Annotated in this window: 20 protein-coding genes and 2 tRNA genes; 10 read left to right on the top strand and 12 right to left on the bottom strand. The window is 34.1% G+C overall.

Going from position 1 to position 22,212, the window contains the following annotated elements:
• On the top strand, positions 1–195 hold a 195-nt coding region (locus BLV91_RS06115; RefSeq protein WP_139262288.1), incomplete at its 5' end, for a transposase.
• A gap of 130 nt (positions 196–325) precedes the next feature.
• On the opposite strand, the gene BLV91_RS06120 is transcribed toward BLV91_RS06115, so the two are convergent.
• Both BLV91_RS06120 and BLV91_RS06125 read right to left on the bottom strand, forming a co-directional pair.
• Positions 326–398: transfer RNA gene (locus BLV91_RS06120), tRNA-Met, on the bottom strand.
• A gap of 34 nt (positions 399–432) precedes the next feature.
• A tRNA-Met gene (locus BLV91_RS06125) sits at positions 433–505 on the bottom strand.
• Between the two features lie 118 nt (positions 506–623).
• Here BLV91_RS06125 and era point away from each other — a divergent pair.
• The gene (gene era / locus BLV91_RS06130; RefSeq protein ID WP_091430818.1) at positions 624–1,505 is read left to right on the top strand and encodes a GTPase Era; all 882 of its coding nucleotides are present in this window, start codon (positions 624–626) and stop codon (positions 1,503–1,505) included.
• Between the two features lie 90 nt (positions 1,506–1,595).
• On the opposite strand, the gene BLV91_RS06135 is transcribed toward era, so the two are convergent.
• Positions 1,596–2,108, bottom strand: a complete 513-nt coding sequence (locus BLV91_RS06135; protein ID WP_091430821.1) for a hypothetical protein — start codon at positions 2,106–2,108, stop codon at positions 1,596–1,598.
• A gap of 104 nt (positions 2,109–2,212) precedes the next feature.
• Between BLV91_RS06135 and der the strand changes: the two genes are divergently transcribed.
• The 3 genes from der to BLV91_RS06150 all read left to right on the top strand — a co-directional run bounded on the left by der (position 2,213) and on the right by BLV91_RS06150 (position 7,327).
• Entirely contained in the window at positions 2,213–3,520 is a 1,308-nt protein-coding gene (gene der, locus BLV91_RS06140) for a ribosome biogenesis GTPase Der (RefSeq protein ID WP_007137756.1), read from the top strand.
• Between the two features lie 90 nt (positions 3,521–3,610).
• Positions 3,611–6,391 carry an outer membrane beta-barrel protein gene (locus BLV91_RS06145; RefSeq protein ID WP_091430824.1) on the top strand — a complete coding sequence of 927 codons (2,781 nt, stop codon included), beginning with the start codon at positions 3,611–3,613 and terminating at the stop codon, positions 6,389–6,391.
• Between the two features lie 144 nt (positions 6,392–6,535).
• Complete coding sequence (locus tag BLV91_RS06150) at positions 6,536–7,327, top strand: SDR family oxidoreductase (protein ID WP_091430826.1); 792 nt, start codon at positions 6,536–6,538, stop codon at positions 7,325–7,327.
• A 99-nt stretch (positions 7,328–7,426) separates the two neighbouring features.
• Here the strand turns inward: BLV91_RS06150 and BLV91_RS06155 are convergent, their stop codons facing one another.
• The 6 genes from BLV91_RS06155 to BLV91_RS06180 all read right to left on the bottom strand — a co-directional run bounded on the left by BLV91_RS06155 (position 7,427) and on the right by BLV91_RS06180 (position 11,233).
• Positions 7,427–7,654, bottom strand: coding sequence for a hypothetical protein (locus BLV91_RS06155; protein WP_245709618.1), 228 nt, complete (start codon positions 7,652–7,654; stop codon positions 7,427–7,429).
• Positions 7,655–7,885: 231 nt separating this feature from the next.
• Positions 7,886–8,701, bottom strand: a complete 816-nt coding sequence (locus BLV91_RS06160; protein WP_091431213.1) for a TPM domain-containing protein — start codon at positions 8,699–8,701, stop codon at positions 7,886–7,888.
• A gap of 1 nt (position 8,702) precedes the next feature.
• The gene (locus BLV91_RS06165) at positions 8,703–9,140 is read right to left on the bottom strand and encodes a TPM domain-containing protein (RefSeq protein WP_091430829.1); all 438 of its coding nucleotides are present in this window, start codon (positions 9,138–9,140) and stop codon (positions 8,703–8,705) included.
• Positions 9,141–9,240: 100 nt separating this feature from the next.
• Positions 9,241–9,828 carry a LemA family protein gene (locus tag BLV91_RS06170; RefSeq protein WP_091430831.1) on the bottom strand — a complete coding sequence of 196 codons (588 nt, stop codon included), beginning with the start codon at positions 9,826–9,828 and terminating at the stop codon, positions 9,241–9,243.
• Between the two features lie 12 nt (positions 9,829–9,840).
• Complete coding sequence (locus BLV91_RS06175) at positions 9,841–10,173, bottom strand: MerR family transcriptional regulator (protein WP_007137763.1); 333 nt, start codon at positions 10,171–10,173, stop codon at positions 9,841–9,843.
• 82 nt (positions 10,174–10,255) lie between these two features.
• Positions 10,256–11,233 carry a M23 family metallopeptidase gene (locus BLV91_RS06180; protein WP_091430834.1) on the bottom strand — a complete coding sequence of 326 codons (978 nt, stop codon included), beginning with the start codon at positions 11,231–11,233 and terminating at the stop codon, positions 10,256–10,258.
• Positions 11,234–11,565: 332 nt separating this feature from the next.
• On the opposite strand from BLV91_RS06180, the gene alaS reads away from it, so the two are divergent.
• From alaS to BLV91_RS06205, 5 genes are all read left to right on the top strand, one after another.
• Positions 11,566–14,202, top strand: a complete 2,637-nt coding sequence (gene alaS / locus BLV91_RS06185) for an alanine--tRNA ligase (RefSeq protein ID WP_091430836.1) — start codon at positions 11,566–11,568, stop codon at positions 14,200–14,202.
• 183 nt (positions 14,203–14,385) lie between these two features.
• Positions 14,386–15,165: a hypothetical protein gene (locus BLV91_RS06190; RefSeq protein WP_091430838.1), complete on the top strand. Its 780-nt coding sequence runs from the start codon at positions 14,386–14,388 to the stop codon at positions 15,163–15,165.
• A 134-nt stretch (positions 15,166–15,299) separates the two neighbouring features.
• Positions 15,300–16,151: a hypothetical protein gene (locus tag BLV91_RS06195; protein WP_091430841.1), complete on the top strand. Its 852-nt coding sequence runs from the start codon at positions 15,300–15,302 to the stop codon at positions 16,149–16,151.
• 150 nt (positions 16,152–16,301) lie between these two features.
• Positions 16,302–17,252 (top strand): GSCFA domain-containing protein, encoded by a 951-nt coding sequence (locus BLV91_RS06200; protein WP_091430843.1) that lies wholly within the window; start codon positions 16,302–16,304, stop codon positions 17,250–17,252.
• 2 nt (positions 17,253–17,254) lie between these two features.
• Positions 17,255–17,875 (top strand): DUF4230 domain-containing protein, encoded by a 621-nt coding sequence (locus BLV91_RS06205; RefSeq protein ID WP_091430845.1) that lies wholly within the window; start codon positions 17,255–17,257, stop codon positions 17,873–17,875.
• Between the two features lie 1,500 nt (positions 17,876–19,375).
• Here BLV91_RS06205 and BLV91_RS06210 read toward each other — a convergent pair.
• From BLV91_RS06210 to BLV91_RS06220, 3 genes are all read right to left on the bottom strand, one after another.
• Entirely contained in the window at positions 19,376–21,133 is a 1,758-nt protein-coding gene (locus BLV91_RS06210) for an aromatic amino acid hydroxylase (protein WP_091431215.1), read from the bottom strand.
• Positions 21,134–21,490: 357 nt separating this feature from the next.
• Positions 21,491–21,781, bottom strand: a complete 291-nt coding sequence (locus BLV91_RS06215) for a helix-turn-helix transcriptional regulator (protein ID WP_091430847.1) — start codon at positions 21,779–21,781, stop codon at positions 21,491–21,493.
• Positions 21,771–22,124, bottom strand: coding sequence for a type II toxin-antitoxin system RelE/ParE family toxin (locus BLV91_RS06220; RefSeq protein ID WP_091430850.1), 354 nt, complete (start codon positions 22,122–22,124; stop codon positions 21,771–21,773). Before BLV91_RS06220 ends, BLV91_RS06215 begins: the two co-directional genes overlap by 11 nt.
• Positions 22,125–22,212: the final 88 nt, after the last annotated feature.

Raw genomic sequence — 22,212 nt, forward strand, 5'->3', positions numbered from 1 at the left:
GGTTTTAAAAACTTTAATATCGTTCTCAATACCATAACCGTCAATTATAATTCAATACTAAACTATTTTGACAATCGAAGTACAAATGCTTCAGCTGAGTCATTCAATGCAAAGATTAAAGCATTTAGAAGTCAGTTTAGAGGAGTTCGCAATATTGACTTTTTTCTATTTAGATTATCTAACCTTTATGGATAATCCCCAACTTTTGCGCTTGATCCTATAATTCTCGCTGTATTTTTCGGAATATAAAATGTAAACAACAAATTCATCCATAAGAATTACTTTAAATAGAAAAAAGCCTCATATTTCTATGAAGCTTTCTTAGTAGCGGGAACTGGACTCGAACCAGTGACCTTCGGGTTATGAGCCCGACGAGCTGCCTACTGCTCTATCCCGCGATGTGCGTTTGTAATCTCAATAAAATTAACTTAGTAGCGGGAACTGGACTCGAACCAGTGACCTTCGGGTTATGAGCCCGACGAGCTGCCTACTGCTCTATCCCGCGTTGTTTCGGGTGCAAAGGTACAACGAATTTTGGCATTTGCAACTAAAATTTAAAAAAAATGTTTTATTTCATCTATTGAGTTGATATAACTACCTTTGCAGATTAAATACTATAATACATGTCACATAAAGCCGGTTTTGTAAATATCATAGGGAACCCAAACGTTGGGAAGTCAACATTAATGAATGCTTTTGTAGGGGAAAGGTTGTCTATCATTACATCCAAAGCACAAACAACACGCCATAGAATCCTTGGGATTGTAAATGGGGAAGATTTTCAAATGATTTTATCTGATACACCAGGTATCATTAAGCCAGCATACGAAATGCAAGCGTCGATGATGAACTTCGTTAAGTCTGCTTTTGAAGATGCTGATATTTTGATCTACATGGTCGAGATAGGAGAGCAAGATTTGAAAGACGAAGCTTTTTTCAATAAAATCATACATGCTAAAATTCCAGTACTATTATTATTGAATAAAATAGATATGTCTAACCAAGACAAATTGGAAGAGCAAGTAGCATTCTGGGCTGAAAAAGTTCCTAATGCTGAAATTTTCCCAATATCTGCTTTGCAGAATTTTAATGTTCCAGAAGTTTTTCAGAGAATAATTTCTCTTTTGCCGGAATCACCAGCTTATTATCCAAAAGACCAGTTAACTGACAAACCAGAACGTTTCTTTGTTAACGAGACAATTCGTGAGAAAATCTTGTTGAATTACAGTAAAGAAATTCCTTATGCAGTGGAAATCGTTACGGAAGAGTTTTTTGAAGATGAAAACATCATTAGAATTCGTTCTTTGATTATGGTGGAGCGTGAAACTCAAAAAGGAATTATTATTGGTCACAAAGGAGCTGCGCTAAAGAAAGTGGGGATGGATTCTCGTGCTGATTTAGAGAAGTTCTTTGGTAAACAAATACATATTGAGTTGTACGTGAAGGTGAATAAAAACTGGAGAAGTAACGTGAATATGTTAAAACGATTTGGATACAACCAATAGGTTTGTATAGATAAAGAATCTCTTTTGAGATTATAATTAGAAAGTCCCCATGCAATTCTTTTAGATTGTATGGGGACTTTTATCTTAAATTCAATTCTCGTTATTTGCGGAATTTATAATTGTATTAAAATAGGTGTCGAGTTCCTTCATCTGCTGGCTTCCTTTTTTCCTGATAGTCATAGCTAAGTAATATAATGAAAACCAAAAAACGGTCATCAGTACCATTATTGAGACGTCTAGTGTTAGTGAATTCTTTAAGATATAGTCAGAATAGGCCATTGCTCCAAAAACAAAAAACAAGGCGGCAATTATAAAATGAAGAAACATGAAAAATGTCCAAAGAGTAGGGTCTGGCCCAAACAGACCTCTGATATGAGTTTCTGAATCACTTTTGGGTTCGAGTTCCAAATGCAAATGAGGAGTCCAGTATTTTCTTTTTGATGGAACAATATCAAGCCAAATGTGATTGTCACTAGTTTTTATGGTAAAATTCTCCGATTTGATATTGGAATATTTTTCGAATTTAGAAAGTAAGGAAGCGCTATTTTCCTGAATTTCTAGGTTAAAACGCAAACGAAGTGTAATCTCATTTTCAGGATCCATGCAGAAAGTTTTAGTCTATTAAGGGTAAGGTCTAAGCTAATATAGTAAAATAATTGATATTCACGCTTTTTACACTACCTTTGCAAAATATTTGAATTTATATTATGAACAATATTGTTGCGATAGTAGGAAGACCTAATGTAGGGAAATCAACCCTTTTTAATAGGCTGATACAAAGAAGAGAAGCGATTGTAGATTCCGTTTCGGGTGTTACCCGTGATAGAAACTACGGAAAAAGTGAGTGGAATGGAAAGGAATTTTCTGTAATTGATACCGGTGGATACGTTCGCGGATCGGATGACGTTTTTGAAGGCGAAATCCGTAAACAAGTAGAACTAGCTATTGATGAAGCAGATGTTATCATATTTGTAGTTGATGTTGAGGAAGGTATTACTCCAATGGATGATGCTGTTGCTAGACTATTGCGTAAAGTAACTAAGCCTGTTTTACTTGCTGTAAATAAGGTAGATAACGCTATGCGTGAGAAAGACGCGATTGAGTTTTATAACCTAGGATTAGGTGAATATTACACTTTTGCAAGTATTTCAGGAAGTGGAACTGGAGATTTGTTAGATGCTTTAATTAAAGCTTTTCCAGAAAAACCAGTAGTAGAGGAAGTTTCTGACTTGCCACGTTTTGCAGTTGTAGGACGTCCAAATGCAGGAAAATCTAGTTTTATAAACGCATTGATTGGTAAAGACCGTTATATTGTTACAGATATTGCAGGAACTACCAGAGATTCTATTGATACTAAATTTGACCGTTTTGGTTTCGAATTTAACTTAGTAGATACTGCGGGAATTCGTCGTAAAGCGAAAGTGAAAGAAGATTTAGAATTTTATTCAGTAATGCGTTCTGTACGTGCTATTGAGCATTCTGATATTTGTATCTTGATTATCGATGCCACTCGTGGATTTGAAGGTCAGGATCAAAGTATTTTTTGGTTAGCCGAAAAAAATAGAAAAGGTGTTGTGATTCTTGTTAACAAATGGGATTTGGTCGAAAAAGAAACCATGTCAACAAGAGACTACGAAGAAAAAATAAGAGAAGAATTAATGCCATTTACTGATGTGCCAATTCTTTTTGTATCTGCTTTAACAAAACAACGTTTATTGAAAGCGCTTGAAGCTACAGTAAAAGTGTATGAAAGCAGACAGCAACGTATCGCTACTTCAAAATTCAACGAATACATGTTGAAAGTGATTGAGGCGTACCCACCACCTGCAACTAAAGGGAAATATGTAAAAATTAAATATTGCATGCAATTGCCAACGAAAACACCACAGTTTGTGTTTTTTGCTAATATGCCACAATATGTTAAAGAACCTTACAAACGTTACCTTGAAAATAAAATTAGAGACAACTGGGACTTTTCTGGAGTACCAATCGATATTTATATTAGAGAGAAATAGATTGTTAAAATTATTGTAAAATATAATTTTTTGTTATTTAAAATGCCTTAATTAGCTGTTATTGTTCAATCTATAACAGCTAATTTTTTTATGCGAAAATTCTACCTACTAATACTACTAATTGTTTGTTGTACTTCATTTGCTCAAACAAGTATTAAGTTATCTGGCAAAATCACTGATTCAAATACGCAGATTCCTTTAGAATCCGTAACAGTATATCTGTCATCTGTCCAAGATTCAACCGTAATTGACTATACGATTTCAGATAAAAACGGTTTATTTGTTTTCTCTACTAAACCAATCACAAAGCCATTTTTCTTAAAAATATCCTATATAGGTTACAAAGTTTATAAGCAAGAGTTTAAAGAACTTCTTAAAGAAAAAGATTTTGGCACTTTGAAATTGGTTGAAAATGCATTCGCTTTAGGCGAAGTCATAATAAAAAGCGAAGCACCACCCATCCGAATTAAGCAAGACACATTAGAGTTTAACGCCTCTTCATTTAAAGTGCGTCCAGACGCAAATGTAGAAACCTTGTTGAAGCAATTACCAGGAGTCGAAATTGATACCGATGGGAAAATCACCGTTAATGGAAAAGAAGTAAATCAGGTACTGGTAAACGGGAAACCATTTTTTGACAAAGACGGGAAAATTGCACTTCAAAGTTTACCTTCTGACATTATCAATAAGGTTCAAATCACCGATACTAAAACCAAAAAAGAAGAGTTGACAAATCAGGTTGCTAGCTCTAATAATGCAAGTATTAACCTGACCATTGATGAAGATAAAAACAAAGGTTTTTTTGGTAAATTTATGGCTGGTGGCGGCACAAGTAGCCGTTATGAAAGCAGTGCATTAGTTAATTATTTTAAAAACAAAAGGAAAATAAGTGTCTTGGCTTCTTCTAATAATATTAATTCAACCGGTTTCTCCATGGATGAAATTTTTGATAATATGAAAGGAGGACGAAATAATTCGTTTTATTATTCTGATAACGGTTCGTTCGGAATTGGAAGTATGCGATTTGGTGGAGGCAAAGGAATTACAAGGTCGAATATGGTAGGTTTGAATTACTCAGATAAATGGTTTAAAGGTATGGAGCCAAGTGGTAGTTACTTTTTTACCAATTCTGATTCTGAAAATATAAACAGATCAAAACAGACTGTGTTTCTGCCGACAGGAAATTTTACAACCGAGTCTAATTCAGAATTTAGTGAGGAGAAAAATGGTCATAATTTTAATTTTCAATTTGAATATAAAATCGACTCGACCACCTCAATTGTAGTTTCTCCTAGGTTTATTAAATCAGATTCTAAATATAGAAATAAATCTTTCGAGTTTTCAAAAGATGAAAATGACCAATTGTTAAATGAAAACACATCACAAGTATTCGAAGAAAGTGAAAAAAACAATTTCAATAATTTAATTGAATTCAATAAAACATTTACTAAAAAAGGGAGAAATATGAGCCTTTCGTTTGAGAATGAAAATACGAAAGAGGAGTTAAACTCCATTAATAAAACGAATACTATTTTTTACCAAGGTTCTGATCCAGATGTTATACGGGATCAGATAAGGAAAAACAGTAATTTTAAAGATGTTTATACGGCAGAAATAGAGTACACGGAGCCATTAACGGATTCATTGAAAGTTAGATTAACTGCTAATTATTCGTCGCAAAACACAACAGAAGATAGAGATACTTATGACTTTAATTCAAACTCTCAATCTTATTCTGATAGCAATGCGAGTTTAACGAATTACTTCACATCTGATATTAAAACCTTTAAGCCTAAGGCTGGTTTGAGTCTGAATAAGAAAAAATATAACATTAATTTTAGTGCCGGTACTTCGATTACACAATTCGATAATGAGTCTTTATACCTTAATGCAAAAACAGCACTCAGCAAAAACTACGTTTTACCTTTTGCAGAAGCGCAAATTAGTTACAAATTTACCAAGTCAAAATCATTATGGATGAGTTATGGTTACGATATAAATTTCCCGTCAGCAAGTCAGATTTTGCCAGTGGAGAACCTCGCAAATCCGTTAAATACCTATATAGGTAATCCAGATTTAGATCCTAATAAAAGTCATAGAGGATACATTAGTTTTAGAGATTATGATTTTGCCAGTCGTGCAGGTTACAGTATTTATTTAGGGGGTAATTATTATGATAATAAGGCGGTTTCTTCAACAGTTTTTGATGAGAATAGAAAAAGAAGAACCACTTACGAGAACATTTCAGGAGTTTATGATTCTTTTTTTGGGCTAAATTGGAACAAAACTTTAAAAAAGGATGCTCATAAATATAAATTCGGACTTGGCCTGCATGCAAATTTAGGTTTGTCAAAAGGATTCACAAATGATGTTTTATTTGAAGCAAATACACTAAGTTTAAGCCCAAGGGCAAGTTTTTCCTATGAATATGGCGAGTTGTTAACGATTAGTCCATCGTACAATGTGAGTTTTAATGATACCAAGTACACCAATTATTTACTAAGTTCAGCATCTAACGTAACTCATAAGTTCAATATTCAAACCACTAATTATTGGCCAAAAAACTGGGTTTTCGGTAATGATTTTGGCTACAACTATAATTCCAATATTGCTGATGGTTTTAAAAAGGATTTCTATTTGTGGAATAGTAGTTTAGCTTATAGTTTTTATGATAAAAAAATAACGGCTAAAGTAAAAGTATATGATCTTTTAAATCAAAATCAGAGTGCTACTAGAACTATAACTCCTGAAGCGATTCAGGACGAAGAGAACACCGTTTTAAAACGATATCTGATGTTTTCATTGACCTATAAATTAGAGAAGTTTGCAGGAAAAGAAAAGACAAATGGAGGAAGAATGATATTTCATTAAATAGTATAATCCAAAATGAATAGAAGGGTTTAAGTACTTGCTGTTATGTTTTTGGCGCAGAAATAAAAGTAATTTTCCCGCTTACAGTAGAAAGTTTATTGAGTTAGTCATAACTCGATAAACTTTTTTACATTTATAAGAAAAATGGATTCAATAAGTAACAAGGTAGTTTGGATAACGGGAGCTTCAAGCGGGATAGGGAAGGCCTTGGCTTACGAGCTTTCGCAAAGGAACTGTAAGCTCATTCTTTCGGCCCGTAACATTGAAAACTTAGAACGAGTTAAATCTCAATGTACGAGTTCAGAAGTGGTTATTTTACCATTTGATTTGGCTGATTTTAATAATGCCAAAAATCATGTAGCTACTGCGATTTCTTTTTTTGGAAAAGTAGACATCCTAATAAATAATGGCGGGGTCAGTCAGCGTTCACTTCTTGCAGAAACCGATTTTGAAGTGGATAAAAAATTAATTGAAGTCGATTATTTAGGCACTGTTGCACTATCCAAGGCTTTGTTACCGCATTTTATCCAAAACCAGAAAGGTCATTTTGTAACCGTTAGTAGTTTGATGGGGAAATTTGGTTCACCATATCGTTCTGGCTATTGTGGTGCAAAACACGCTTTGCACGGTTTCTTTGATGTGTTACGTATGGAGCATCAAAAAGACAATATCAATGTGACGCTAATTTGCCCAGGTTTTATCCAGACGAATGTGGCTATTAATTCGCTTACGGCTGATGGTTCTAAGCAAAATAAAGATGATCTCGCAACCTTAAACGGAATGCCCGTTGGAATCTTTGCTAAAAAATTAGTAAAGGCTGTAGAGGCCAATAAATTTGAGGCATACATTGGCGGAAAAGAAGTTTTAGGTGTTTATTTAAAACGCTTTTTTCCTAAGCTGCTGCACCGTTTTGTCCTAAAAAGTAAAGTCCGATAGTTGTAAAATAGCAATAAAGAATTAAAGGAAGAAAGTAGCTAGTAAAGCATCAGAATACCTTCTTCCATTAATAGCTTTAGTAAAACGAATTCTCTGTTTCTATTCGTCCAAAGTGTCCATAGGCTGATCTTCATACCAGTCTTTAAAAGTTTTTGTAGTACTGTATTTATCTGTTAGAACTTTATAAACCATAAACAATATTAAAAAATAGCCAATAAATAGAAAGATGGTTAATACTTGAATTGGAATATTTAATAGACATAAAGCGGCAAAAATAAATACATACAAAGTGGTCAACCACACGAGTTTAATTGCATAATTTTTCATGGCTTTGTTTTCTATTAAAGTTACATTTTACATCGCTAAAATTTAGTTAACTTATTGGTAATCAAATATTAAAATTAGTTATTCCTATGTGTTTACTATTTTTTTTTATAGACTCGATATTTAGTAAAGCAGCTTCTTTTTTTTTAAAAATTCGCTGTAATCGTTTAGTAGAGAGCACAAAAAAAGCTGCAAATTGCAGCTTTTCCTTATTTTGATAATCTAGAATATTTTTTACCAGCCTCCGCTAGAGCCTCCACCGGAGAATCCTCCACCGCCAAAGCCTCCGCCAAAACCGCCGCCTCCGCCGCCAAATCCACCTCCCGATGAACCTCCGCCGAAGCCACCGCCTCCGCCTCGTCCAAGACTACTCAGAAGAATAACATCTAGTAAACTAGGGCCTCCACCACCACGGTTCCCTGAGTTTCCACCACCGCTACCTTTATTTTTAGAAATAAGGATTACGATAATTACTATGATTATTATGAATGGCAAAACAGGAAAGTCTTTTTCTTTAGTAGCTTTTTTTCTTTCCCCTTTGTATTTTCCAGCAAAAACTTCAATAAGAGCATCGGTTCCTTTGTCTAGACCATTGTAATAACTTCCGGCCTTAAACTCAGGTGTAATAATGTTTCTAATTATTTCTCCTCCAGTTCCCGCTGTTAATCGATCTTCTAATCCATAACCAGGGTTGATGGCGATTTTTCTCTCAGCCTTTGCGACTAAAACAATTACTCCATTGTCATCTTTTGCAGTTCCTCCAATTCCCCATGTTTGTCCCCATTTGGTTGCCAGCTGGCTAACATCTTCGTTTTGTAGACTTTCAATTGTGATGACAACGATTTGAGTAGTTGTACTATCAGAATAGTGGATTAGTTTTTCTTCTAATTGCTTTTTTTCTGAAGCACTTAGAAGGTTAGCATAGTCATAAACGGAAGTTTGTAAACTAGGAACTTCTGGTATTGTATATTGTGCAAAACCTATTTGAGTAACAAAAAAACAAATAAGTAGTTTGAAAAAATGTGAGCTATTTAATTTGGGTATAATCATATTATCCTTTTGAGATTTCGTTTGATAATTCATTCGTATCATCTTCGGACCATGGAAAATGTTTTTTTAGTTCTTCTCCCGCTCTTAAAATACCGTCAACCAAACCTTGTTTGAAATTTCCGTTTTTAAAATGAGCGACCATAACGTCTTTGGTACTGTCCCAAAAATCATTTTCAACAATTTCATTTATACCTTGGTCACCACAAATCACAAAGGTTTTGTCTTCTACCGCTAGGTAGATTAACACACCGTTTTTAAGTTGGGTTTCATCCATCTTTAGTTCATTAAAAACTTCCAATGCACGATCATAAGGATCTAAATCAGTTGTTTTTTCTAAGTGGACTCTAATCTCTCCAGAGGTATTTTTTTCGGCTATACGAATCGCTTCAACAATTTCTTGCTCTTCTTCTGGTGTTAAAAAATCTTCTACTTTTGACATCGTATTGTTTTTTTTATTACCTGAATCCCACGAACGATAAAGCCCGTGGGTTCTAGGATTTTTGTTTTATTGCTAAACTAATTCCCTTTTTGGGCCAGTTTTAGAATTTCACTTCAACTGGTGTGTCAGCGCCTTCAACGGCAGTGAAATATGCTTTTTCTTTAAATCCAAACATACCTGCAAAGATGCTGTTTGGGAAAGTTTTGATATGCGTGTTGTAAGGTTTAACCGCTTCATTAAAACGAGTTCTAGCAGTTAAGATTTGATTTTCAGTGCTTGCCAACTCATCTTGTAATTTCAAGAAATTTTGATTGGCTTTTAAGTCAGGATATCTTTCAACAGAAACTAACAATCTTGATAATGCTGAAGAAACGCCGCTTTGTGCTTTGTTAAATTCGGCTAATTGTTCTGGTGTAATGTTTGCAGGATCAATAGTTGTTGACGTCGCTTTTGCACGTGCTTCAATAACTGCAGTCAAAGTACTTTTTTCGAAATCAGCAGCACCTTTTACAGTGTTTACTAAGTTTCCTATTAAGTCATTTCGTCTTTGGTAAGCTGTCTGTACATCTCCCCAAGATTGCTCTACAGTTTGATTTAATGTTACAGCAGTATTGTTAATTCCCTTAACCCAGCTATAAATTCCAAAAATAATAACGGCTCCGATAATCCAAGGCAAAAATCTTTTCATGTTTATTTAATTTTAAAGTTGATTTTTAATATTTGTTAATTGTGTTCTTATTGTTTCTAATTTTCTAATAATTTCAAATTTATCCAGGGTTTTCTTTTGTCCCTCTTTCAGGTGGGTTTTTGCACCTTCAAGTGTAAAACCTCTTTCTTTTACAAGATGATAGATAAGCTGTAAATTGGTAACATCTTCAGGCGTAAACATCCTATTACCCTTAGCATTTTTCTTGGGTTTTAGAATATCAAATTCCGAATCCCAAAAACGAATCAAGGAAGCATTCACATTAAATGCTTTGGCAATTTCACCAATGCTGTAATATCTTTTATCTTTCGAAAGTTCAATATGCATTTTTATATTTTTTTACTGAACACTTTTCTAACAGTCTTTTACTACTGATTATTATAAAGCGAACACTGAGTATTTTTTTTTATTAATCCAATGATTGATTCTCTTGGGTAGCTAATTTCGAAATGGCTACATATTCCACTGCTGAAATATTTCCGTAATAAAAATTGAGCGGATTCACGACTTTCTTGTCTTTGTGAACCTCATAATGCAAATGCGGACCTTCTGATCTTCCGGTGCTGCCCACAAACCCTATTATGTCTCCGCGCTTGATTCTTTGTCCTGGTTTGCAGTTGTATTTACTCAAATGTGCGTATAATGTTTCGTATCCATAACCATGCCTAATGACCACATGATTACCAAAACCCGAAGCATTGCTATTAGCTTCTGCTACTACACCATCGCCAGTTGCAAAAATGGGAGTCCCTATTTTTGCTGTAAAGTCCATGCCCTCATGCATCTTACGTGCTTTAGTAAATGGATCTGTTCGATATCCAAAACCGGAAGCCATTCGTTTCAAGTTTTCGTTCCTGACAGGCTGAATGGCAGGAATGGCAGCCAGTAATTTGTTTTTCTCCTTGGCTAATTTTAAAATATAGTCCAATGATTTAGATTGTATCGCTAATTCTTTTGTAAGAACGTCCACTCTTTTCGTAGTGTTTAAAACCAGTTGCGTATTGTCATAACCTTCTAAAACTGCATATCGATTGACATCTCCAAAACCTGATTTTCTTTCCTCTTGCGGTATTGGTGAGGTGTTAAAATAAGTGCGGTATAAATTGTTGTCGCGGTCTTCAATTGCCAGCATAACATTGTCAACCTGATCCATTCTTTTATTCAAAACGTCGTAATTCAGCTTCAAATTCTCGATTTCGCGAATCAATAGCCTATCTTTTGGTGTGTCAAAATAAGGAGTATTCAATAAAACAACAAAACTCAAAAATCCAAATAAGGCGGAAGCCACTAAAAACAAGATCGCTATACCAAATTTCTTCCTTTTTTTTGTTTTTATTTTTCTATACGCCAGATTTTCGGAATCGTAATAATATTTTACTTTCGCCATATTTTAAAATACCCTATTTTTGCACTTTATAAAGTGTTAGATGAACAAATTTAATAAATGTTTCATTTGTTCTACACTTTTTTCAATAATAAATAAAATAATGTGCCTATTCCAGCTATTCGTTGCAAGTTCTCGATTAGCAATCTTTTTTTCTAATGAACCTGCAGGAGCTTCCTCCGGTCGCTCTGCCGCCTCAAGAAAAAAATAGATTACTAATTCTCGAAGCTTTTCACTGCTATCTGGGGCAAAAATTGTTGATTTGTTGATCTGGTTATTCGTTTATACGATTCCCACGATATAACAATTAACAAATAACTGATTAAACGACATAAATGAACTCAAAAGACGTACGTAAACAATTTCTAGATTTTTTTCAAAGCAAAGGACACTTAATTGTTCCTTCGGCTCCCATAGTTCTTAAAGACGATCCTACTTTGATGTTCAACAACTCAGGGATGGCGCAGTTTAAAGAATATTTCCTTGGGAATGCCACACCAAAAAGTACTAGAATTGCCGATACCCAAAAATGTCTTCGTGTTTCAGGAAAACATAATGATTTAGAAGATGTAGGTTTTGATACCTATCATCATACTATGTTTGAGATGCTAGGGAACTGGTCTTTTGGTGATTATTTCAAAGAAGAAGCCTTGCCTTGGGCTTGGGAATTTTTGACTGAAGTTTTAAAATTAGACAAAGACCGTTTGTATGTTTCTGTTTTTGAAGGAAACGAAGCTGAAAATGTACCTTTTGATCAACAAGCTTTTGATATTTGGAAACAATTTGTACCTGAAGATCGAATTATCCTTGGAAACAAAAAAGACAATTTTTGGGAAATGGGAGATCAAGGACCATGCGGACCTTGTTCTGAAATTCACATCGATTTACGTACTGATGAAGAAAGAGCTGCAGTTTCAGGTAGAAGCTTGGTAAACGAAGATCATCCACAAGTGGTTGAAATATGGAACAACGTATTTATGGAGTTCAACCGTAAAGCTGATGGTTCATTAGAAAAATTACCTGCACAACACGTAGATACCGGAATGGGATTTGAGCGTTTGTGTATGGCAATGCAAAATGTGACTTCAAACTACGATACTGATGTATTTACACCGCTTATTGAAAAAGTGGAACAAATTACAGGATTAAAATATACTTCAAACGAAGTAAAAGATATAAGCGAAGAGCAAAACAAAACAAATATTGCTATTCGTGTGATTGTAGATCACGTTCGTGCTGTAGCCTTCGCTATTGCTGATGGACAATTACCTTCAAATACTGGAGCAGGATATGTAATTCGTAGAATTTTACGTCGTGCTATTCGTTACGGCTTTACATTTTTAAATACTAAAGAAGCTTTTACCTATCAATTAGTTGATGTTTTAGCGGACCAAATGGGAGAGTTTTTTCCAGAAATCAAATCACAACAAAACTTAGTGACTAATGTAATTCGTGAGGAAGAAGCTTCTTTCTTGAGAACCTTAGACCAAGGATTACAGTTGTTAGAAAATGTAATTGGAGAAACTAAAGGGAATATAGTTGCAGGTGCTAAGGCATTTGAATTGTATGATACTTTTGGTTTTCCAAAGGATTTAACAGCTTTGATTTTAAGAGAAAGAGGTTTAGAGTTAGACGAAGCAGGTTTTGATGTTGCAATGCAAGAACAAAAAGCACGTTCTCGCGCTGCATCTGAAGTTTCGACTGAGGACTGGAGCGTTTTGATTCCAGGAAATGTAGAAACATTTGTAGGTTACGATCAAACGGAATCAGAAGCGAAAATTACTCGTATCCGTAAAGTGGATTCTAAAAAAGACGGTGTTTTATACCAGATCGTTTTAGACAATAGTCCGTTTTATCCAGAAGGAGGAGGTCAAGTAGGAGATAAGGGAACTTTGGTTTCGGCAAATGAGACAATCCAAATTATAGATACTAAAAAAGAAAATAATCTTATTTTACATTTCACAAAGCAATTGCCAGAGAATGTAAATGCGGTTTTTGTTGCAAAAGTAGATACGAATCTAAGAGCAGCGACTGCTAAAAATCACTCGGCTACGCATTTAATGCACTTGGCTTTGCGTACAGTTTTAGGAACACATGTAGAACAAAAAGGATCATTGGTAAATCCAAAAAACTTGCGTTTTGATTTCTCTCACTTTGCAAAAGTGACTGATGAAGAATTACAGCAAGTAGAAGATTTTGTAAATGCAAGAATCCAACAGCATATTGCTTTGATAGAAAGAAGAGATATTCCTTTTGCGCAAGCGGTAGAAGAAGGAGCAATGGCTTTGTTTGGTGAAAAATACGGAGATCATGTTCGTGCAATTAAATTTGGCGACAGTATGGAACTTTGTGGAGGAATTCACGTAAAAAACACTGCTGATATTTGGTACTTCAAGATTGTTTCAGAAGGAGCAGTTGCAGCAGGAATTCGCCGTATTGAAGCAATTACAGGAGATGCTGTAAAAGGCTTTTTTGCATCTCATGAAGAGTTATTGAGTGAAATAAAAACTGCATTGAAAAATCCACAAGATTCACTAAAAGCAGTTGTCTCACTTCAAGAAGAGAATGCCAAATTGAAAAAACAATTGGATGCTTTGTTGAAAGATAAGGCTAAAAACATGAAAGGAGAATTGGCAAAAGAATTGCAAGAAGTTAACGGAATTCAATTCCTGGCAAAACAAGTTGATTTGAATCCGGAAGGAGCTAAAGACTTGGCTTATGAGTTAGGTAATTTAGGAAATAACTTGTTTCTTGTTTTGGCAACAGCCGAAGAAGGAAAACCAATGTTGAGCTGTTATATCTCAAAAGAATTAGTTGCTGACAGAAAACTTAATGCCGGATTAGTAGTTCGTGAATTAGGTAAGTTTATTCAAGGTGGGGGTGGAGGACAACCGTTCTTTGCAACTGCCGGAGGTAAAAAAGTAGAAGGAATTACAGAAGCTTTGGAAAAAGCGATTGAATTCATTAAATAATAAAAAAACTAAAAAAGGATAATTATAAAGCACATCTAAGAGCGAGTAAATCGCACTTATGTGTGCTTTTTCGTTCAATTATTTTAAAGATACAAATCATTGATTTAGATTTTGTATATTTGTTTTTTTAAATTTTATCTATGTTGTTAGATTTCAATGTGATACGGTTATAAGCGATTTTAAATGAAAAAAAGATTAAACATAGTTTTGATTTTGTGCTCAGTATTGGCAGTATTTTGCTCATGCTCTAAGGACAAGGATGAGAATATGAAATTCCTTAAGCAGCTGGTTGAAACTTCTGCTGATGGAACTTCTACTACAACTGATTTTACTTATAATGGTGAAGAAATAAAAAGTATTGATGGCGTAAAGCAGCATACTGATTTCAGCTATATGGATGGGCTCATTACTAAAATTGTAGTTTTAGATAAAACCAACAAAACCGTTAATACAATTGAATATAATTATCTGAGAGGAAAATTAGTAAGTGCGAAGTCTTCAGATAACTACATAATAAAGTATACTGCTAATTCAGACAACTCGATTGCTTATGAAAGATTTGACATAAATGCCGAGGATAAAGAAGTCAAAATTTATCATGGTACTTTATATTTCGAAAAGAACAATTTCATCAAAGACCAGAGAACGTTTGATAACGCTCCTTCAGGAGTTAGCATAACTTATACTGCTAGTTTTGAATACGATGCTAAGAGTAATCCGTTTCATTCTATAATGGGTTACGAAAAGCTACTGGATCACAATGATATTATTTCTGCAAACAATAGTTTGATAAGTGTGATAACAAATAGTTCTTCGCAAAATGACCAAGTAATCTCCTCAGCTAATTTTTATAAGAGCACTTTTAAATACGATGAAGATGGTTATCCTACCGAAAAAATTTCAGAAGCTGTCATGCCTGTTAATGGAAATTCTGAATATAAGAAATCAGAGTACTTCTATTAATAAAAGATAGGTCAATAAAGATAAAAAATATAGTAAAAAACTCAAGTGTCTGGTTTAATAGATAGTTGAGTTTTTTTTGTACAATTATTATTGTTAAATGTTTATTTTAAAGTTATATTTATTAAAAAATAAACATGAATAAATTAGCTTTGGGATTAGTCTGTTTAATGATGGTACTGTTTTCATGTTCTAGTGATTCTTCCGAGAGTGACTCTCCTCCTATAGTTGCGTCTTCTGGATTGGTAAACAAAATCACTCAATCAGATCCAGATGGTAAACTTTTAGTAACAACTACATTTTTATATAATGGGAATAAAATAGTAAGTGAGTCTTGGAAGCAAAATAGTTTTAGTATGGGGACTGATGTGGGCTATAGTTATAGAGTGGATTATACCTATACAGGGAATTTAATAACTAACATGAAGGTTAGTAATATATTTAGAGCGCCCGAAAGATTAGTAATGAGTACTAACTTTGCCTATGATAGCAATGAAAATTTAATTTCTTCGGTACGGGAACAATATTTTGATTCATTTAAAATGACTTTAAAAATTTCATATGCTAAAATTGACAATAACACTCAAGAATTTAAAATATTTACGATAGATTCCAGAGATAATATTGAGATTTCCTCTGCAAGCGGCAAGATTGTTTTTGATATAAATAAAAATATTTTGAAAATGGGTTCTATCGATATGGCAGGCTCTTTTTCGAGTTTTGAGTATGATTCGAAATCAAATCCCAAGAAAAATATAATAGGATTTAATAAAATTATATACTTTGATTTACCTCCAAATTTTAGTGTCATTTATTCAAAGCCACATTTAGATCGATCAAATAATATTTTAAAAACTAATATTCCAGGTTATTATCCAACTAGTAATCAATATACTTATAATGCAGATGGGTATCCAATCGAAAATAAAGAATATGCTAACTATAATGGGGCCAAACTCAATGCTACTTATCAATATTTCTACCAGTAAATAGAGTATTTTTTAAAGAATATAAAACCCTTTCAAACTGTAAGACGTGGAAAGGGTTTTTTTAATGCTATTTCTTTAAGAGAAATGAAAAAAGATTTAAACTGTATTTAATTCGTTAAAATTATTCAAATTTGTAGTAAATTAGAAACAATGCAATTCAGAACTCAAATACCCATTCCTAAAAGCGATCATCTCATTGATTACAATTCTACCATTGTGTCTTTGGGCTCTTGTTTTGCCGTAAATATGTCTGAGAAACTAGATTATTTTAAGCTACAAAACAATTGTAATCCGTTTGGGATTTTGTTTCATCCTTTGGCGATTGAGAAACTAATCACTTTTGCTGTTTCTGGAAAGCACTTCACAGAAAACGACACATTTTTTCATAACGAACGCTGGCATTGTTATGATGTACATTCGGATTTTAGTAATTCAAGTAAAGAGGATTTAGTAGCGAGCTTGAATACAATAACGCAATCAACAAAAGTGCAGCTAGAGCAATCTTCTCATATCATTATCACTTATGGAACGGCCTGGGTGTATCGAAATATAGAAAGTGACGCGATAGTTGCTAACTGTCATAAAGTGCCACAAAAGCAATTCAATAAGGAATTACTTTCAGTTGATGAAATTCAAGAATCTATTGATAAGACACTGAAGTTCATTCATTCCGTAAATCCCAATTGCAATATTGTTTTCACGGTTTCGCCGGTGCGTCATATCAAGGATGGTTTTGTAGAAAACCAATGGAGTAAATCGAATTTAATAGCTGCATTGCATCAAATTATCAATTGCCAATTATCAAATGTCACTTATTTTCCTAGTTACGAAATCATGATGGACGAGCTCCGAGATTATCGTTTCTATGCGGAAGACATGTTGCATCCCAACCAAGTCGCTATCGATTATATCTGGAAGCGTTTCAAGGAAACGTCAATTGCAGAAACAGCCTTTTCTACCATGGATGCAGTAGAGACGGTTCAAAAAAGTTTATCGCACAGAGCTTTCACCCCAAATTCAGAAAGTCATCAAAAATTTGAAGCGAAACTCAAGCTTAAAATCACTAAATTGCTAGAGGAATATCCATTCATGAAATTTTAATTATGTTCAAGAGATTTATTGTGTTTATAGCATTGATTGCTACAGTTGCGCTATTGTTTAAATATTGTGATTTTAAAAAAGAAGATGATTCTACGGCTATAGATAGCTCAGGTTTGATCCAGCAACAAATCCTAAATGTGGGGAAATTGGTGGTAACCGAAGGACATTTTTCGGAGGTGATTACGTATAAGAATAAGGAGAAATACCTGATGGGAATCGTTTCTTTTGATAAAAAGGCGTTGGTTGTCGTTAATGCTGATGTGACTGTTGCGTATGATTTGCATAAAATGAAATACGATATCGATGAGAAAAACAAAACAATTACCATAGTCAGTATTCCGAAAGAAGAAATAAAAATCAGTCCAGATATTAAGTTTTTTGATGTAGAGCAAAGCAAATTGAATCCTTTTACAGGAGATGACTACAATAAAATCAACAAATCGGTTAAAGCGAATCTGGCTAAAAAAATAGAGAAATCTACATTGAAATCCAATGCTCAAAATAGGCTGATTAGTGAATTGTCGAAGTTGTTAATTACCACCAGTACTTTAGGCTGGACCTTAAAATACGAAGGGAAAGTAATTGAAAGCGAAAAAGATTTTGATCAGCAGATAAAGCTGTAACATAACAAACACAAAAAGTAACAAACACGAATTTCAGGAATTAATTCATGGTAAAGTTGCCGTACTATGCGTTGTAAAAATAAAACACCGCAAATTCGCAAATTAATTGTAGCGAATCTGGGGGTAATTTTTTTATACTTTCAATCTAACAAAATCAGTGAATCTGCGTTTACTTTTTTTAAGCATTGTCTTTCTCAAAAAATAAAAGACTGCAAATTCGCAAATTAATTGTTGCGAATCTGCGGTTGATTTTTTCACTTTCAATCAAACAAAATCAGTGAATCTGCGGTTAATTTTTTTTAGCATTGTCTTTAGTAAAAATAAAATACCGCAAGCTCTCTAATAAACATTTGCGAATTTGCGGTCAATTTTTTTGTATTCTCAATCTAACAAAATCAGTGAATCTGCGGTTACTTTTTTTAAGCATTGTCTTTAGTAAAAATAAAATACCGCAAGCTCTCTAATAAACATTTGCGAATTTGCGGTCAATTTTTTTGTATTCTCAATCTAACAAAATCAGTGAATCTGCGGTTACTTTTTTTAAGCATTGTCTTTAGTAAAAATAAAATACCGCAAGCTCTCTAATAAACATTTGCGAATTTGCGGTCAATTTTTTTGTATTCTCAATCTAACAAAATCAGTGAATCTGCGGTTACTTTTTTTAAGCATTGTCTTTAGTAAAAATAAAAGACTGCAAATTCGCTAATTAAATAGTTACGAATTTTTGGTCAATTTTTTAATACTTTCAATCTAACAAAATCAGTGAATCGGGGGTTACTTTTTTTAAGCATTGTCTTTCTCAAAAAATAAAACACCGCAAATTCGCTAATTAAATATTTGCGAATTTGCGGTTAATTTTTTTATACTTTCAATCTAACAAAATCAGTGAATCTGCGGTTAATTTTTTTTAGCATTGTCTTTCTCAAAAATAAAAGACCGCAAATTCGCAAATTAATTGTTGCGAATCTGCGGTTGATTTTTTCACTTTCAATCTAACAAAATCAGTGAATCTGCGGTTACTTTTTTTTAAGAATTGTCTTTAGTAAAAATAAAATACCGCAAGCTCTCTAATAAACATTTGCGAATTTGCGGTCAATTTTTTTGTATTCTCAATCTAACAAAATCAGTGCATCTGCGGTTACTTTTTTTAAGAATTGTCTTTAGCAAAAATAAAACACCGCAAATTCGCAAATTAATTGTAGCGAATCTGGGGTTAATTTTTTCACTTTCAATCAAACAAAATCAGTGAATCTGCGGTTACTTTTTTTAGCATTGTCTTTCTCAAAAATAAGAGACCCCAAGCTCGCCAATTAAGTATTTGCGAATTTGTGATCAATTTTCTTATACCTTCAATCCAAATAAATCAGTGAATCTGCGGTTGATTTTTTTTTAGCATTGTCTTTAGCAAAAATAAAAGACCGCAAATTCGCTAATTAAGTATTTGCGAATTTGCGGTTACATTTTTTTAGAATAATCACTTTTAATCTGTGGCTACAAAGTTTAAGCGTTTTCTTTCTCAAAAATCAAGTCCAATCCACCAGAGATTAAATGCGCCACTTCAGGTCTTCTTTGTTTTAAATTTTCAAGATAAACCAGCAAGTCTTCCAGTAATTGCGGTTCATTTCTGTCTTTCAAGAGTTCCACAATTTCTACGGACAATAACCAGTCATTAGGATGCTCTGCTTTTAGTTTATTAAAAACAGGGACTAATGAAGTTTCTAAGTCTTTCGTTTCTCTTATCGAGCGTACCGTTTGATATAATGTTTCTAGATCATCACGTTCAGCAGAATGCTTAGCTTTAATAGTTGTACTAGAAGGCATATGCGTAATCAAATCAAAACTATTCACATCAGCAGGGCCAGAAAAAGCCGAAACTAATTTTTTACCCACCGCCATATCGTAAACTCCCCATTCTGGTTGAAACAAAATCGTTTCACCGTGGGTTACCGTACAATTATTCATGCGGATAAGAATGATTTCTCCTTGCAGGTTTCTAGAACCTGTAACGATTTCTCCTTCCACAGTAATATTTCCTTCAAACTCCAGTTTTACCGTATTTCCTTCCGTAATGTTATACGCATTTAAGTCTTTCGGACTCATGTCCTCAATGGCAAGATTGATTCCTTTTAGTTTCCCTATCGGACTACCAAAACCTTCTGCGTGAGCTAGTGTGCCATGGCCAACTAATTCTTTCTCACGAGAAGCCAAAGCTGTTTTTCCAGTCGTTTGTATATAAATAGGTTTGCCTTCGTGTGCAATCACTTTGGTGAAAACACCTGAAATTTGCAAGCCAGTACTCAATTCAATAGTTCCTAAAGCGGTAGAGTCAATCAGTTTTTCTATTCCAGATAAACCGCCAGTTCTTAGTGCCATTTTATTAGCAAACTCTTCCAAAACTAAATTTAGATAGGCAAAAGTTGGCGTCACATAAAGCTGAGGTTGCAGCTTAGTAATATCAAAACTCTGGTTTGCGGCTGATATGTCATAAGGGATTTTCGTCACCTTGTCCGTCATACAATAAGCACTTTCACCTATCGAGGATAACAATCCGGCACCGTATATTTTTGGGTTTTCAACAGTTCCTATCAAGCCATATTCAACAGTCCACCAGTGTAAATTTCTAATTTGTGCCATTTCAGATAATTCGCCCATGTTGTTCTGCAAATCTTCGACCGCTTTTTCCGCAGCGTCAATAGTTGCTTGTGGCGTGTCTTCTGCTTCTTTGACTATAGATAACAGTCTAATTGCTTCATACATTTGGTAATCCTTATCCGAAGAAATCGCTTTGCAGCCTATTTCTCCAAAACGACGCAAATATTCTGCATATTCTGGGTTGGCAATAATAGGAGCATGGCCAGCACCTTCATGAATAATGTCGGGAGCGGGTGTGTATTCAATGTGTTCCAGCTGACGAATATCTGATGCGATAACCAGTACGTTATACGCCTGAAACTCCATAAAAGCGTTAGGCGGAATAAATCCGTCTACTGCCACTGCAGCCCAACCAATATCAGTAAGAATACGGTTCATACCGTACATACTTGGGATGTTGTCCACTTCAATTCCCGTTTTCTTCAAGCCATCTAAATAGGACTTGTGCGCCACTTTTGATAGGTAATCCACATTTTTGCGCATCACATATCGCCACACGGCTTGATTGATAGGCGTGTAATCGCTATAATCTTGAGGCTTAATAAATTGCTTCAAGTGTTTTGGCAAGCGGTCTAATAACGGATTAGTTTCAATAGTTGCATTCATGTCGAAAACGTTGTAGTTAAGATGTAAAAGTACGAATTCTGGGAGCCATTTCCCGCTTTTCATTGCAAGTTTTTGCAGCGCCGTTTGTTTTTCTAAAGTTCCCGCAGGAGCTTCCTGCGGTCGCTCTTCGGTAACAAGAAAAACCAAAACGGCTTTTACAAAAAGCTTTCCATTGCAATCGGGGCTAGAGGAGTTGTGGGGTAATTTCAGATTTGGTGATTGAAGATGATTTTGATTTAGCAGGTCATTGCGAGGAGCGAAGCACTCACACTAACCGGAGAAAATCGATTATGAAAACCGCGTTGTAAACACTACTACGATTGTAATATGAATTAAAATTGACACTACAAATACTAATTAAAGTTCAATTTCGATTTTTACTTTACCACCAAGACCTTTTTCTACAATGTCGTATAAAGTTTTAAGCGTTAAGTTACTTCCGTTGTTTTCTATTCTTGAAATATATTCCCTTTTTTTGTCAACAAGTTCCCCTAGTTCGGTTTGGGTTAAATGTTTTTCTTCTCTGGCTTTTTTCAGTTGTAAACCAATTTTGAAACCTTCAAAATCACGCTCTAATTCATCGCGTCTTTCAGTTCCTTTATTTCCGTAAACAGTATCTTTAATTTCTTTCCAGCTTTTAGTTTCCATTTTCTAACAATTTATCGTTAAAGTACATTTCCATTAATCGTAATGCTTTTTCAATTTCCTTTTTTGGTGTCTTTTGTGTTTTCTTCTGAAAACCGTTTAGTAAAATGACTAGCTTTCCATTATCAAAAAAGCAAAAAACTCTCCAAATATTGGAAGCAAGTTGTATTCTTGCTTCATAAAGTCCGTTTGTATTTTCTAAGTGTTTTAAATAATTAGCAGGAACTCTTTCTAGAGTTTCTATGGCTTCAATAATTTTAAAGATTTTATCTTGAACTTTTTGAGGTTGTTCTTTCAGGAAATCTTCAAAATAATTTTTATAGGCAATTACTTCCCGTACTTTCATAAACAAAGGTAACTTAAAAGTTACTATTCAGCAAATAAAAAAACTCTCGTTTGTTATGAGAGTTTAAGGTGCTTTTTTTCTATCAATC

The organism is Flavobacterium degerlachei (assembly GCF_900106645.1).
In the GTDB taxonomy this organism is placed as follows: domain Bacteria; phylum Bacteroidota; class Bacteroidia; order Flavobacteriales; family Flavobacteriaceae; genus Flavobacterium; species Flavobacterium degerlachei.